The organism is Billgrantia campisalis, from assembly GCF_022341425.1.
Classification (GTDB): domain Bacteria; phylum Pseudomonadota; class Gammaproteobacteria; order Pseudomonadales; family Halomonadaceae; genus Halomonas; species Halomonas campisalis.
Genome location: NZ_JABFUC010000003.1, coordinates 133,463 through 147,648, shown reverse-complemented (window position 1 = coordinate 147,648; position 14,186 = coordinate 133,463). Strand labels below are relative to the sequence as shown.

Genomic DNA, 14,186 nt, shown 5'->3' with positions numbered 1-14,186 from the left:
CCTTCCCCCCCTTTCGATTCCAACCCGCCACTGCACAGGGTGCCTCATGGTTCTCGACAATCGCCGCCTGGCCCAACTGGCCGACCACGACGCCTTCATCCGACGCCACAACGGCCCCGGAGCCGATGATGTTGCCGCCATGCTGGCAACCCTGGAGCTGGACAGCCTCGATACGCTGATCGAGCGCACCGTTCCTGCGGACATCCGCCTTGGCCGCGAACTCGATCTGGACCCGCCGAAGGGCGAGGCCGAGGCACTCGACTACCTGAAGCGCCTGGCCAGGCAGAACAAGGTCTTCAAGACCTATATCGGTCAGGGCTACCACAACACCCACGTGCCGGCGGTCATCCAGCGCAACGTGCTGGAGAACCCCGGCTGGTACACCGCCTACACCCCCTACCAGCCGGAAATCGCCCAGGGGCGCCTGGAGGGCCTGCTCAATTTCCAGCAGATGGTCATGGACCTGACCGGCATGACACTGGCCAACGCCTCGCTGCTGGATGAAGCCACCGCCGCCGCCGAGGCCATGGCGCTGTGTCAGCGTGCCAACAAGAAGGTCAAGAGCAACGCCTTCTTCGTCGCCGACGACGTGCTGCCCCAGACCCTGGACGTGGTGCGTACCCGCGCCCACTACTTCGGCTTCGAGCTGATCGTCGGTCCCGCCGACGATCTCGCCGCCCAGGATGTCTTCGGCGCCCTGCTGCAGTATCCCGGCCAGAGCGGCTGTGTTCGCGACCTGGCCCCGCTGCTCGACGCCGCGCGTGACAAGGGCATCATGACCTGCGTGGCCGCCGACCTCATGAGCCTGGTGCTGCTCACCGAGCCCGGCGCCCTGGGTGCCGATATCGTGGTTGGCAACACCCAGCGCTTCGGTGTGCCCATGGGTTTCGGCGGCCCCCATGCCGCCTTCTTCGCCACCACCGACAAGCTCAAGCGCTCGATTCCGGGGCGCATCATCGGCGTGTCGAAGGACAGCCGGGGCAACACCGCCCTGCGCATGGCCATGCAGACCCGCGAGCAGCATATTCGTCGCGAGAAGGCCACCTCCAACATCTGCACCGCCCAGGCGCTGCTGGCCAATATCGCCGGCTTCTACGCGGTCTATCACGGCGCCGAGGGCCTCACCACCATCGCCTCGCGCATCCACCGGCTGACCACCATTCTCGCCGAGGGCTTGGCTCGCAAGGGCATAGCGCTGGCCCATGACAGCTGGTTCGACACCCTGCGGCTGACCGGCGTGGATGCCGGCAAGATCCACGGTCGCGCCATGACCCATGAGATCAACCTGCGCTACTTCGAGGGTGGCGATATCGGCGTCAGCCTCGACGAGACCACCACGGCCCACGATCTCGACGTGCTGTTCGACGTGCTACTCGGCGAGGAGCACGGCCTGTCGGTGACCGCCCTGGACGAGACGGTAGCGGCCGAGGGCAAGAGCGGCATTCCCACCGCCTGCCGCCGCCGCTCCCCCTTCCTGCAGCATCCGACCTTCCAGCGCTACCGCAGCGAGACCGAGATGCTGCGCTATCTCAAGCGCCTCGAGAACAAGGACCTGTCGCTGACCCACGCGATGATCCCGCTGGGCTCCTGCACCATGAAGCTCAACGCCACCAGCGAGATGATCCCCATTACCTGGCCGGAGTTCGCGCAGATTCACCCCTTCGCCCCCCAGAACCAGGCGGTGGGCTACAAGCAGATGATCGACGAGCTGGCGGCCTTCCTGGTGGAAATCACCGGCTATGAGCACATCTCCATGCAGCCCAACTCCGGGGCCCAGGGCGAATACGCCGGCCTGGTGGCCATCCGCCGCTACCAGGCCGCCCAGGGCCAGGGGCATCGCGATATCTGCCTGATCCCCAGCTCCGCCCACGGCACCAACCCCGCCTCCGCGGCCATGGCTCACATGAAGGTAGTGGTGGTGGAGTGTGACAGCGAGGGCAACATCGACATCGATGACCTGCGCGCCAAGGCCGAACGCCACAGCGACAGCCTCTCGGCGATCATGATCACCTACCCCTCCACCCACGGGGTCTTCGAGACCAACGTGCGCGAGGTGTGCGAGATCGTCCACCGCCACGGCGGGCAGGTGTATATCGACGGCGCCAACATGAATGCCCAGGTCGGCCTGGCCCGCCCGGGCGACTTCGGCGGCGATGTCAGCCACCTCAACCTGCACAAGACCTTCTGCATTCCCCACGGCGGCGGCGGCCCGGGCATGGGGCCGATCGGCGTCAAGGCGCACCTGGCGCCCTTCGTCTCCAACCACGTGGTGACACCGATAAGTGGCGTCAACGCCGACTGCGGCGCGGTCTCGTCGGCGGCCTACGGCTCCGCCTCGATCCTGCCGATCTCCTGGGCCTACATCAAGATGATGGGGGAGCGCGGCCTGCGCCAGGCCACCGAGCTTGCCATCCTCAACGCCAACTATGTGGCCCGGCGGCTGGAAGCGCACTACCCGGTGCTCTACAAGGGCGAGAACGGCAGCGTGGCCCACGAGTGCATCATCGACATCCGCCCGCTCAAGGCCGCCTCCGGCATCAGCGAGGAGGATATCGCCAAGCGCCTGATGGACTACGGCTTCCACGCCCCGACCATGTCCTTCCCGGTGCCTGGCACCCTGATGGTGGAGCCCACCGAGTCGGAGTCGCGCTACGAGATCGACCGCTTCTGCGACGCCATGATCAGTATCCGCAAGGAGATCGCCCGGGTCGAAGCCGGGGAATGGCCGGCCGACGACAACCCGCTGGTGCATGCCCCCCACACCATGGCCGACCTGATGGACCCGGACTGGGAGCGCCCCTACTCCCGCGAGCTCGGCGCCTTCCCCTCCGAGGCGGTGAAGGCGGCGAAGTACTGGCCGGCGGTGAACCGGGTCGACAACGTGCACGGCGACCGGCAGCTGATCTGCTCCTGCCCGAGCATCGACGAGTATCGCGACTGAGCGGCAGACGGCGACTGCCTACCCGGCAAGACACAGCGGCCCCGCCATCCGGCGGGGCCGCTGCGTAAGGGCCCGCTGCTGGAGGTTAGAGCGGTGTGACCGCCTCTGCGTGACCAAAGCGCTCGCGCAGGCGCTGATCGCGAAATCCGTCCAGCAGTCGCGCATAGCGACGCGGCACCCGGGTCCCGGAGCGGGTCACCAGGTGCAGCGCCTCATGCTCGGCGACCGCCAGATCGAGCTCCTTGACCTGGCGCTGCCAGGGGGAGGTCTCCAGTACCAGCCGTGAGACCACGGTGAAGCCCAGGCCCCGCGCCACCGCATCCAGCACCATGGCCACCTCGTTGGTGAAGCCCTGGCGTCGAAACTGACTCATGGAGCGAAACTCCCCGGGGTAGTTGCTGCGCAGCAGGGCGCCGGCATGATTGACGCCGTCGGAGTAGTTGATGAAGCCGATGCCCATCAGCTCGGCTAGGCTGGTCCCGGCAAAGTCCGCCGGCACCACCAGGCATAGCGGCTCCTGGTGCCACAGGGTGCAGTCCAGCTCCGCATGGCGCACGGGCTCGGTGATGATTCCCAGGTCATGACGCCCGGCCAGCACATCGGCGACGATTTCCTGGCTGAAGGCGAAGTTGTAGCTCACCGTAAGCCCGGGATACATCTGCTGCTGACCCAGGATATAGGGGTAGAACATCAGCCCCACGCTGCCCGGCGAGGCGATCCGGCACTCACCGGTATCCAGCGCCTCATCGTCCAGGGAGTGGCGGAACTGCTCGTGCTCGGCAAACAGGCGCAGCCCGTAGTCATAGGCGCGACGACCCGCCTCGGTCAGGGAAAAGCGCCGGCCCCGGCGATCCAGCAGCGACTTGCCAAGGTACTGTTCCAGCTTGCGCACATGCTGACTGACCCCGGGCTGAGTCATCTCCAGACGCTGGGCGGTGCGAGTGAAGCTGCCGGTCTCGACGAGGGTGATGAAGGTACGAAAATAGAGGGCGTTGAACATGAGCATCGCTTGCGGCATCGGGGAGGACCGGGTCCCGCCATTCTAGCAGCCCCGCCCCGCTGACGCAGCGCTGCGCCCTTCCCGCCGGCATGTTAGCATCACAGCAGTACCCATCGCGTTACGCCGACAACCTCCGACACGGACGTTTCCTTCATGCCCGATTCCGCCGTTCCCATGTCGCCACAGACCCTCTCCAGCACCGTCTCGCCGCTGCGCAGCCTCGAGGTGCTCTCCCAGCACGAGGTGAATCGCCTGCGCGATACGTCCAAGAGCGGCCTGCACGATATCCTGCGCCGCTGCGCCCTGGCGGTACTGAGCACCGGCAGCATGACCGACGACAGCATCGAGCTGATGGAGGCCTACAAGGACTTCGACATCGAGGTGCTGCAACAGGACCGGGGCATCCGTCTCAAGCTGAGCCATGCGCCCGCCGAGGCCTTCGTCGACGGCAAGATGATCCGCGGCATCCGCGAGCACCTCTCCTCGGTGCTGCGCGACATCGTCTATGTCTACAACGAGATTCAGACCCACAAGCGCTTCGACCTCTCCACCGGCGAAGGCACCACCAACGCGGTATTCCATATCCTGCGCAAGGCCGGCACCCTCAAGCCCGGCCGCGACCCCAGCATGGTGGTGTGCTGGGGCGGGCACTCCATCACGCGCGAAGAGTACGAATACACCAAGGACGTGGGCTACCACCTGGGACTGCGCGACCTCGACATCTGCACCGGCTGCGGCCCCGGCGCCATGAAGGGCCCGATGAAGGGCGCCAACGTCGCCCACGCCAAGCAGCGCCGCAGCGAGGGGCGCTACCTCGGGGTTTCCGAACCCGGCATCATCGCCGCCGAAGCCCCCAACCCGCTGGTCAACGAACTGGTGGTGATGCCCGACATCGAGAAACGCCTCGAAGCCTTCGTGCGCCTCGGCCACGGCATTATCGTCTTTCCCGGCGGCGTGGGAACTGCCGAGGAAATTCTTTACCTGTTGGGTATCCTGCTCCACCCCGACAACGCCGACATGGAGATGCCACTCATCTTCACCGGGCCGGCCAGTGCCGCCGACTACTTCCGGCGCATCGACGAGTTCCTGGCCTATACGCTGGGCGACAGCGCCCGCTCCAAGTACCGGATCATCGTCGACGACCCCGTCGAGGTGGCCCGCACCATGCGCAAGGGCGTCGATGCGGTCACCCACTACCGCCGCGAGCAGCAGGACGCCTTCCACTTCAACTGGCGCCTGACCATTGCCCGGGACTTCCAGGCGCCTTTCGATCCAACCCATGCCAGCATGGCCGGTCTGGCCCTGCACCGCCAGCAGCCCATCCACGAGCTGGCCGCCAACCTGCGCCGCGCCTTCTCCGGCATCGTGGCCGGCAATGTCAAGGAGCAGGGCATCCGCGCCATCGCCGCCCAGGGTCCCTTCACCCTGCACGCCGAACCCGAGCTAATGACCCGCCTCGACGACCTGCTCGGCTCCTTCGTGGCCCAGGGCCGAATGAAGCTGCCCGGCAAGGCGTACGAGCCCTGCTACCGGCTGGGGTAGCAGCCCTTACCACCTAGCCCCTACGACAGGGCCCCGACGGATAGCGTCCGTCGGGGCCCATTAGTTGGCGTGTAGTCGCTGGCGCGGGGCGGAGCGACGCCCCGCCGCCAGACAGCGTCAGTCGGCCATGCGCACCCACAGCCAGACGGCGTGCAGCAGCAGCCCCAGGGTAGCCCCGTGGGCGAGCAGCAGCTGCCAGCTGATCCAGTCGGTGAACAGCGCATGCCAGGCGCCCATCAGCACCCCGCCCGCCACCAGGCAGAGGCCGAAGCGCTTGAACAGGGCAGGCAGGCGGGTCCGCTCGGCCGCCTCCAGCATGCGCCAGTGGGCCACCGACACCGCCGCCACTGCCGCCGCCGCCATCAGGATCAGCGTCAGTTGGGTGTCGTGTCCGGTCGCCAGGTAGCGCGGGACGTTGGCCAGCATCAGCACCACCAGCCCCAGCATGACGCTGAGCCGCTCGGCCGTCGGCGTCGCCATCATCAGGCCACCTTCAGCCGCTGGGCCTCGATCCACTCCTCCACCCAGGGCAGCGCGGCGTCATCGGCCATGAAGGTCTCCATGGCATCGACCTCCAGGCGCTCGCCCAGGCGGCTGGCCCCGAGCGACTGCAGCATCTCATCAAGCCGCCTTCCGGCCCCGCAGAAGGTCTCTCCGTAGGAGCTGTCGCCCAGGGCAATCAGGCCATAGCGCAGGCCGACAAGTGCCGGGCTCTGCTCGTCCAGGCCGCGGACCAGGGGCACGAAGTTGCCCGGAAAGTCACCGCTGCCGGTGGTGGAGACGCAAAACAGCGCCAAATCCGGCAAGGCCTCGACCAGGTCGTCCAAGCTGGGCTGCTCGAGGATCGCCACCTCGTAGCCAGCCGATTCGAACAGCGGCGCGACCTGCTCGGCGACATCGAGGGCGCCGCCGTACATGGTTCCAACGTAGATTTTCAGCATTGGCATGTCGTGGGTATACCTGAGTGTTTCAGTCGAATGGTTACACAGCCCTGAAAGGCCGGTCGGTGGCCGCCCCGCCCGAGTGCCTGCATGCAGCGCGGATAGAGTCCGAGTATAATACTCGGACTTTATCCGGTGGAGGCGACATGCAAGAAACCTTCGAAGCCTGGATCACCCCGATCATGATCGGCGGCCTGATCCTGTTCATGGGCTTTATCATCTGGGACCTGGCGCGCAAGTCCCGTGCCGGTACCTTCGGCACCCTGATGCTGTTCGTGGTGCTCGGTGCGGGCGTCCTGGGCTATGTGTTCAAGGTGGTCATCACCTGGCTGATCGAACGCGGCGGCGGCGTCTAGCGCCGCCGCCTTGAGCGGCAGGCAAGGCCCTGCTCGCGGCCTTGCCTGCCCACTCGCCGCGACGCGCCGGTGCCTCTCACATGCCCGGCGCAGTGCGCTCAGCGCGGCGGCGGCCCCTCGTAGGCCTCGACCTGGCTCTTCAGCTTCTGGCCGGGCCGGAAGGTCACCACGCGACGCGCGGAGATCGGAATCTCCTCGCCGGTCTTGGGATTGCGGCCCGGCCGCTCGCGCTTGTCGCGCAGGTCGAAGTTGCCGAAACCGGACAGCTTCACCTGCTCGTTCTCGCGCAAACAGGCCCTTATCTCCTCGAAGAAGGCTTCCACCATCGCTTTGGCTTCCCGCTTGGTCAAGCCCAGCTCGGCGTGAAGGTGCTCGGCCAACTCCGCCTTGGTCAACGCGCCCATGTCTACTCCTTCATGGTGGCGGTCCCGCCCGCCGCCGGTTCTCTCCGGCTTCAGCCGCGCAGCTCGGCACCCAGGTGCTGACGCGATTCGGCGACGATGGCATCGACCAACTGATTGATTTCCTCGTCATTCAGCGTGCGCGAAGGATGCTGCCAGGTCAAGCCCAGGGCCACGCTCTTGTGCCCTTCGGGCACGCCCTTGCCCTGATAGACATCGAACAGCCGCAATGCCTCGAGCCACTGACCGGCCTGCGCATGCACGCAGTCCAGCAGCGCCTGGACCGGCTGCTGCTCGTCGACCAGAAACGCCAGGTCGCGACGCACTTCCGGATAGCGCGACAGCGGCGTGAAGGCCGGCAGGCGACCGCGCAGCAGGGCATCCTGGCGAACCTCGAAGAGCAGCGCCTCCGCCTTGAGTCCCAGGGACGCCCGGACTCCTGGATGCAGGGCGCCGATCCAGCCCACCTGCTCGCTGCGATAGAGAACCCGCGCGCTCTGCCCCGGATGCAGCGCCGGGTGCTCACCGGGTTCGAAGCGCCAGGCCTCGGGCTCGCCGCCCATGGCAATCAGGCTCTCCAGATCGCCTTTGAGGTCGAAGAAGTCGACCGGCCGCTTGTCGCCGCTCCACCCCTCGGGCTCACGACTGCCGCACACCAGGCCCCCCAGCATGGGAATCTGCTGGAGATCGTCCAGATCGCCGCGAAAGATCAGCCCGGTCTCGAACAGCCGCACCCGGTTCTGCTGGCGGTTGAGGTTGTGCTCAAGGGCACGCACCAGGCCGGGGAAGAGGCTCGCCCGCATCACCGACAGATCGCTGGAGATCGGGTTGGCCAGCCGCGGTGAAACGGCGTCGGGGAGTAGCGCCTGCTGGAGTTCCGGGGCCACGAAGCTGTAAGTCACGGCCTCCTGGTAGCCCCGCGCCACCAGCTGACGGCGCAGCCGCGAGAGCGGCGTGCGCGCCTCGTGATCGGGGCGCAGCGCCAGACGCGCCGCCGGGCGTCGCACCGGCAGGCGGTTGTAGCCGTGGATGCGCGCCACCTCCTCGATCAGGTCCTCCTCGATGGCGATATCGAAGCGCCAGCTCGGCACTTGTGCCTGCCAGGCCTCCGCCTCGGCGCTGACCCGCATGCCCAGCCGCTGGAGGATGTCGGTCACCTCCTCGGCGGGCAGCGCCTTGCTCAGCGCCTGCTCCAGGCGCGCCGCGCGCAGGGTCACCCGCCGCGGCTCAGGCAGATGCGCCTCGCTCGCCGCCTCCACCAGCGGCCCCGGCTCGCCGCCGGTGATCGAGAGCAGCAGCGCCGTGGCCCGCTCCACCGCCTCGCGGGTCAGCTGGGGGTCGACGCCGCGCTCGAAGCGGTGCGAGGCATCGGTATGCAGGCCGTAGGTGCGCGCCTGACCGGCCACCGCCAGCTGTGTAAAGAAGGCCGACTCGAGAAAGATGTCGCGGGTTTGCGGACTCACCCCGGAGTGCTCGCCGCCCATCACCCCGGCGATCGCCAGCGGGCCGCGCTCGTCGGCGATCACCAGGGTGTCGCCGCGCAGGGCGATCTCCTGGCCGTCGAGCAGCACCAGCCGCTCGCCGTCGCGCGCCAGGCGAACCACCACCGCCTCGTGGAGGTTGGCCCGGTCGAAGGCGTGCAGCGGCTGACCGAGCTCGAGCATCACGTAGTTGGTGACATCCACCACCGGGTCGATGGCGCGGACCCCGCTGCGACGCAGGCGCTCGACCATCCACAGCGGCGTGGCGGCGGTCACGTCCACGTCCTTGATCAGCCGGCCGATGTAGCGTGGGCACTGCGCCGGCGCCTCGACGCGCACCGGAAAGGCTTCCTCGTGGGTCGCCGCCACCGGGGCGATCTCGGGGCCTTCGACCCCTAGCCGGTTGAGCACCCCGACCTCGCGGGCCAGCCCCTTCAGGCTCAGGCAGTCGCCGCGGTTGGGCGTCAGATCCACCTCGATGGTGTGGTCGTCGAGCCCCATCCAGGCACGGAAGTCCTCACCCACCGGGGCCGCGGCCGGCAGCTCGAGGATGCCATGGGAGGTCTCCTCCTCCAGGCCCAGCTCGGAGGCCGAGCAGATCATGCCGCGGGACTCCTGGCCGCGCAGCTTGGCCTTCTTGATCTTGAAGTCACCGGGCAGCACGGCGCCGACCCGCGCGAAGGCCACCTTCTGGCCAGCCGCCACATTGGGCGCGCCGCACACCACCTGCACCGGCTCGCCGCTACCGTCCTCGACCCGACAGACGCTGAGCTTGTCGGCATCGGGGTGCTGGCACTTTTCCAGCACTTCGGCCACCACCACCCCCTGGAAGGCCGCGGCCACCGGCTCGACGGCGTCCACTTCCAGCCCGGCCATGGTGATCTGGTCGGCCAGCGCCTGGGCCCCCAGCTGCGGCGAGACCCAGTCACGCAGCCACTGTTCGGAAAATTTCATGTCAATTCCTGTGTTCTGCCGAAGTTCATGTCACGCCGCTCGATCAGGCGAACTGGCGCAAGAAGCGCAGGTCATTGTCGAAGAACAGCCGCAGGTCGTTGACCCCGTAGCGCAGCATGGCCAGACGCTCGGCCCCCATGCCGAAGGCGAAGCCGGTGTAGCGCTCGGCGTCGATGCCCGAGTGGCGGAACACCTCCGGGTGCACCATGCCGCAGCCCATCACCTCCAGCCAGCCGCTGTGGGAGCAGACCCGGCAACCCTCGCCGCTGCACATCACGCACTGGATATCCACCTCGGCGGAGGGCTCGGTGAAGGGAAAGTAGGAGGGGCGAAAGCGCACCGAGAGATCGGCACGCTCGAAGAAGGCGTGCAGGAAGTCCTCGATGGTGCCCTTGAGGTCGGCGAAGCTGACGTCCTCGTCCACCAGCAGCCCCTCGACCTGATGGAACATGGGGGTGTGGGTCAGATCCGAGTCGCTGCGATAGACGCGCCCGGGGCAGACGATGCGGATCGGCGGCGCCTGCTCCTTCATGGTACGTACCTGCACCGGCGAGGTGTGGGTGCGCAGCAGCCGGGTGGCATCGAAGTAGAAGGTGTCGGCCATGCCCCGCGCCGGGTGGTGAGCGGGGATGTTGAGCGCCTCGAAGTTGTGGTAGTCGTCCTCGATCTCCGGCCCCACCGCCACGTCGTAGCCGATGCGGGTAAATAGCCCCTCGATGCGCTCCAGGGTGAGGGTCACCGGGTGCAGCCCACCGCTGGGCTGGCCCCGGCCGGGCAGGGTCACGTCGATGCGCTCGGCGGCCAGTCGAGCCTCCAGGGCCGCCCTGGAAAGCGACTGGCGCCGCGCCTCCAGCTCCTCGGCCAGGGCCTGCTTGGCCTGGTTGATGCGCTCTCCTGCGGCGGGGCGCTCCTTGGCCGGCAGCTTGCCGAGCCCCTTCAACAGAGCGGTGATCTCGCCCTTCTTGCCGAGATAGCGGACCCGCAGCTCATCGAGTGCCGGCATGCTGTCGGCGGCCTGGATGGCCTGTCGGGCCTCGGCAACCAGTGTGGGAAGGTGGTCCATCCGTTGAGCTCCGAAATCGTTGATCTTGCCGGCGAGCACCTGTCATGGCGGTCACCGCGCTACTTCTGGGCCAAGATAGCCTCGGACAAAAAAACAGGGGAAGAGCGGCTGCTCTTCCCCTGCGACAGGATGGCGACTGAGCGGACCGGCCAACCGCGCCGGCCCGTCACCATCGGTCGATGTCACTTACTGGGCAGCCTTGGCCTTCTCGACGATGGCGGCAAAAGCGGCCTTCTCGTTCACGGCCAGGTCGGCCAGCACCTTGCGGTCGATCTCGATCCCGGCCTTCTTGAGGCCACCGACGAAGCGGCTGTAGGACAGGCCGTGCTGACGAGCGCCGGCGTTGATCCGCTGGATCCACAGCGCGCGGAACTGGCGCTTGCGCTGGCGACGGTCGCGATAGGCGTACTGGCCGGCCTTGATGACGGCCTGCTTGGCCACGCGAAAGACGCGCGAACGCGCACCGTAGTAGCCCTTGGCCTGCTTCAGAATCTTCTTGTGACGACGACGAGCGACGACACCACGCTTGACACGAGTCATGGCATTCTCCTGACGTTAAAGTTGGTCGACCAGCGGCTTAGAGGTTGGGCAGCATGCGCTGCACCAGGGCCTTGTCGGCGTCGTGGATCTGCTTCATACCGCGCAGGTGACGCTTACGCTTGGTGGACTTCTTGGTCAGGATGTGGCTACGAAAGGACTGCTTGTGCTTGAAGCCGTTGCCTGTCTTCTTGAAGCGCTTGGCAGCGCCGCTGTTGGTCTTGATTTTCGGCATGAGAAATACTCCGCTCGAGGTTTTTTCAGAAAATCCGGGGCCGATGGCCAGCGATGTCGCCAGCCACCCGTTGAACGGGCCTTCGGATCACTTCTTCTTGGGGGCAATGATCATGATCATCTGGCGCCCTTCCATTTTGGGGAAGGACTCCACGGTCCCGATCTCCTCGAGATCCGCGGCGATCCGCTCCATCAGCTTGCGGCCGATGTCCTGGTGCGCCATTTCACGGCCGCGAAACCGCAGCGTGACCTTGCCCTTGTCGCCACCTTCGAGGAAGCGCGTCAGGTTCTTAAGCTTGACCTGATAGTCGCCCTCGTCGGTGCCAGGCCGGAATTTGACTTCCTTGACCTGAATCTGCTTCGTCTTCTTCTTCTGAGCCGCTTTCTGCTTCTTCTGCTCGAAGACGAATTTGCCGTAATCCATGATCTTGCAGACGATCGGATCGGCATTGGAAATCTGTACGAGATCCATTCCGGCCGCTTCGGCGCGCTCCAGCGCTTCACTGGTGGGCACGATGCCCAGCTGCTCGCCGTCGCTGTCGATCAGGCGAACCTGATCCTCGGTAATGCGCTCGTTCATCGGGGGGCGCTTATCCTGGACGCGCCCTCTTGGGTTGCTTCGCTTGATGGTTCCGTCTCCACTTTAGCCTTGGAAGATGTCGCTACTGCCGCTCGGCCTGAATCCGGTCAACGAAGGCATCCACGGTCATGGTGCCCAAATTGTCGCCGGTACGCGTCCGTACGGCCACCGAATCGGCTTCGACTTCCTTATCTCCCACCACCAGGAGATAGGGGACCTTCTGCAACGTATGCTCGCGGATTTTAAAGCCGATCTTCTCGTTCCTCAAGTCCGCCTTGACGCGAAGGCCAACTTTCTGCAAACGCTGCTCCAATTTCAGGGCATAATCGCGCTGCGCATCGGTGATGGTCAGCACCACCGCCTGCTCGGGCGCGAGCCACAGCGGCATGGCCCCGGCGTAGTGCTCGATGAGGATGCCGAGGAAGCGCTCGAAGGAGCCGAGGATCGCCCGATGCAGCATGACCGGAGTCTTGCGCGCCCCGTCCTCGTCCACGTACTGCGCCCCCAGCCTGCCCGGCAGGTTGAAATCGAGCTGCAGGGTGCCGCACTGCCAGACCCGGTTGAGGCAGTCGCGCAGGGAAAACTCGATCTTGGGCCCGTAGAAGGCCCCCTCACCCGGCTGCAGGTCCCAGTCCAGATCGATGGCGTTGAGCGCCGCCTCGAGTCCCGCCTCGGCGCGATCCCAGAGGTCCGGCTCGCCCATGAAGTCGTCCGGCCGGGTCGAGAGCTTGAGCTCCACGTCCTCGAAGCCCATCTCCCGGTAGACCTGCAGGGTCAGTCGAATGAAGGCTTCCGCCTCGGCCTGGATCTGCCCCTCGGTGCAGAAGATATGCGCATCGTCCTGGGTAAACCCGCGCACCCGCATCAACCCGTGCAGGGCCCCGGAGGGTTCGTTGCGATGGCAGCTGCCGAACTCGGCCAGGCGCAGCGGCAGGTCACGGTAGCTCTTAAGCCCCTGGTTGAACACCTGCACGTGGCAGGGGCAGTTCATGGGCTTGATGGCATACTCACGCTTCTCGGACTCGGTGATGAACATCAGCTCACTGTAGTGGCCCCAGTGGCCGGACTTCTTCCACAGCGACAGATCCACCACCTGGGGCGTCTTGATCTCCTGATAGCCGTTCTCGATCTGCACGCGGCGCATGTACTGCTCCAGCGCCTGGTACATGGTCCAGCCGTTGGGGTGCCAGAACACCATCCCCGGCGCCTCTTCCTGCAAATGGAAGAGGTTCATGCGCTTGGCCAGCTTGCGGTGATCGCGCTTCTCGGCCTCTTCGAGACGCTTGAGGTAGCCCTTGAGCTGCTTCTTGTCGCCCCAGGCGGTGCCGTAGATGCGGGTCAGCATCGGCTTGGAGGCATCCCCCCGCCAGTAGGCGCCGGCCAGCTTGGTCAGCTTGAAGGCCTTGAGGTGCCGGGTGTTGGGCACATGGGGGCCCCGGCACATGTCGGTGTATTCATCGTGATGGTAGAGGCGAATGGTGTCGCCCTCGGGGATCTCGCGGACGATTTCCTGCTTGTAGGGCTCGTCGCGATGCAGGAAGGTCAGCATCGCCTTGTCCCGGTCGACGTATTCGCGCACCACGTCGTACTCGGTGTCGATAAGCGCCTTCATGCGCTTCTCGATCGCCTCGAGGTCCTCCGGCGTGATCGACTGGCCGAAATCGATATCGTAGTAGAAGCCGTCGTCGATCACCGGCCCGATGGCCATCTTGGCCTCGGGGTAGAGCTGCTTCACCGCATGGCCGATCAGGTGGGCACAGGAGTGGCGGATGATCTCCAGGCCTTCCGGGTCGCGGGCGGTGATGATGGCGACCTCGGCGTCATGGTCGATGACGTCAGCGGCGTCCACCAGCTCGCCGTCGATGCGGCCGGCCACGCAGGCCTTGGCAAGGCCGGGCCCGATGGATTCGGCCAGCTGCATCACGGAAAGGGGTTCGTCGAAGGATCTTTGGCTGCCGTCCGGCAGGGTCACGATGGGCATTGAAGCGTCCTTTGCGCAGTGGTGATCCATACCAGGGATCACATGTCGCGGTTGATGGCATGAAACAAGTACGGGGTCGAGGCGTGAGCGCACGGCCCGCCCACTACTCTGGGCGATACGGGTGCGGCCCAAGGCCGCCCCGCCGGGCGTCACGGCAGCCGCCTAGCCTATCAGA

At 66.2% G+C, this 14,186-nt stretch carries 13 protein-coding genes; 3 read left to right on the top strand and 10 right to left on the bottom strand.

Annotation, left to right across the window (positions count from 1 at the left end):
* Positions 1-46 precede the first annotated feature (46 nt).
* The gene (gene gcvP, locus HOP52_RS04575; protein WP_238976087.1) at positions 47-2,941 is read left to right on the top strand and encodes an aminomethyl-transferring glycine dehydrogenase; all 2,895 of its coding nucleotides are present in this window, start codon (positions 47-49) and stop codon (positions 2,939-2,941) included.
* Between the two features lie 85 nt (positions 2,942-3,026).
* On the opposite strand, the gene HOP52_RS04570 is transcribed toward gcvP, so the two are convergent.
* A complete protein-coding gene (locus HOP52_RS04570) occupies positions 3,027-3,941 on the bottom strand; it encodes a LysR family transcriptional regulator (RefSeq protein ID WP_238976086.1) in 915 nt (304 codons plus the stop codon).
* Positions 3,942-4,094: 153 nt separating this feature from the next.
* Between HOP52_RS04570 and ppnN the strand changes: the two genes are divergently transcribed.
* Positions 4,095-5,483: a nucleotide 5'-monophosphate nucleosidase PpnN gene (gene ppnN / locus HOP52_RS04565; protein WP_238976085.1), complete on the top strand. Its 1,389-nt coding sequence runs from the start codon at positions 4,095-4,097 to the stop codon at positions 5,481-5,483.
* 117 nt (positions 5,484-5,600) lie between these two features.
* Here ppnN and HOP52_RS04560 read toward each other — a convergent pair whose 3' ends face one another.
* Positions 5,601-5,963 carry a hypothetical protein gene (locus HOP52_RS04560; protein WP_309674535.1) on the bottom strand — a complete coding sequence of 121 codons (363 nt, stop codon included), beginning with the start codon at positions 5,961-5,963 and terminating at the stop codon, positions 5,601-5,603.
* A gap of 2 nt (positions 5,964-5,965) precedes the next feature.
* On the bottom strand, positions 5,966-6,430 hold the full coding sequence (locus tag HOP52_RS04555) for a flavodoxin domain-containing protein (protein ID WP_238976083.1): 465 nt from the start codon (positions 6,428-6,430) through the stop codon (positions 5,966-5,968).
* Positions 6,431-6,570: 140 nt separating this feature from the next.
* On the opposite strand from HOP52_RS04555, the gene HOP52_RS04550 reads away from it, so the two are divergent.
* The gene (locus tag HOP52_RS04550) at positions 6,571-6,780 is read left to right on the top strand and encodes a DUF2788 domain-containing protein (protein ID WP_238976082.1); all 210 of its coding nucleotides are present in this window, start codon (positions 6,571-6,573) and stop codon (positions 6,778-6,780) included.
* A 98-nt stretch (positions 6,781-6,878) separates the two neighbouring features.
* Here the strand turns inward: HOP52_RS04550 and ihfA are convergent, their stop codons facing one another.
* The 7 genes from ihfA to thrS all read right to left on the bottom strand — a co-directional run bounded on the left by ihfA (position 6,879) and on the right by thrS (position 14,011).
* Positions 6,879-7,238: an integration host factor subunit alpha gene (ihfA, locus tag HOP52_RS04545; RefSeq protein WP_275298076.1), complete on the bottom strand. Its 360-nt coding sequence runs from the start codon at positions 7,236-7,238 to the stop codon at positions 6,879-6,881.
* Positions 7,235-9,616, bottom strand: coding sequence for a phenylalanine--tRNA ligase subunit beta (gene pheT, locus HOP52_RS04540; RefSeq protein WP_238976080.1), 2,382 nt, complete (start codon positions 9,614-9,616; stop codon positions 7,235-7,237). Before pheT ends, ihfA begins: the two co-directional genes overlap by 4 nt.
* 43 nt (positions 9,617-9,659) lie before the next feature.
* Entirely contained in the window at positions 9,660-10,679 is a 1,020-nt protein-coding gene (gene pheS, locus HOP52_RS04535; RefSeq protein ID WP_238976079.1) for a phenylalanine--tRNA ligase subunit alpha, read from the bottom strand.
* Positions 10,680-10,865: 186 nt separating this feature from the next.
* Positions 10,866-11,219, bottom strand: a complete 354-nt coding sequence (gene rplT, locus HOP52_RS04530) for a 50S ribosomal protein L20 (protein WP_013332273.1) — start codon at positions 11,217-11,219, stop codon at positions 10,866-10,868.
* A 37-nt stretch (positions 11,220-11,256) separates the two neighbouring features.
* Complete coding sequence (gene rpmI / locus HOP52_RS04525; protein ID WP_238976078.1) at positions 11,257-11,451, bottom strand: 50S ribosomal protein L35; 195 nt, start codon at positions 11,449-11,451, stop codon at positions 11,257-11,259.
* A gap of 87 nt (positions 11,452-11,538) precedes the next feature.
* Positions 11,539-12,078, bottom strand: coding sequence for a translation initiation factor IF-3 (gene infC / locus HOP52_RS04520; protein WP_309674564.1), 540 nt, complete (start codon positions 12,076-12,078; stop codon positions 11,539-11,541).
* A 34-nt stretch (positions 12,079-12,112) separates the two neighbouring features.
* Positions 12,113-14,011, bottom strand: a complete 1,899-nt coding sequence (gene thrS / locus HOP52_RS04515) for a threonine--tRNA ligase (protein WP_238976076.1) — start codon at positions 14,009-14,011, stop codon at positions 12,113-12,115.
* Between the last annotated feature and the right edge of the window lie 175 nt (positions 14,012-14,186).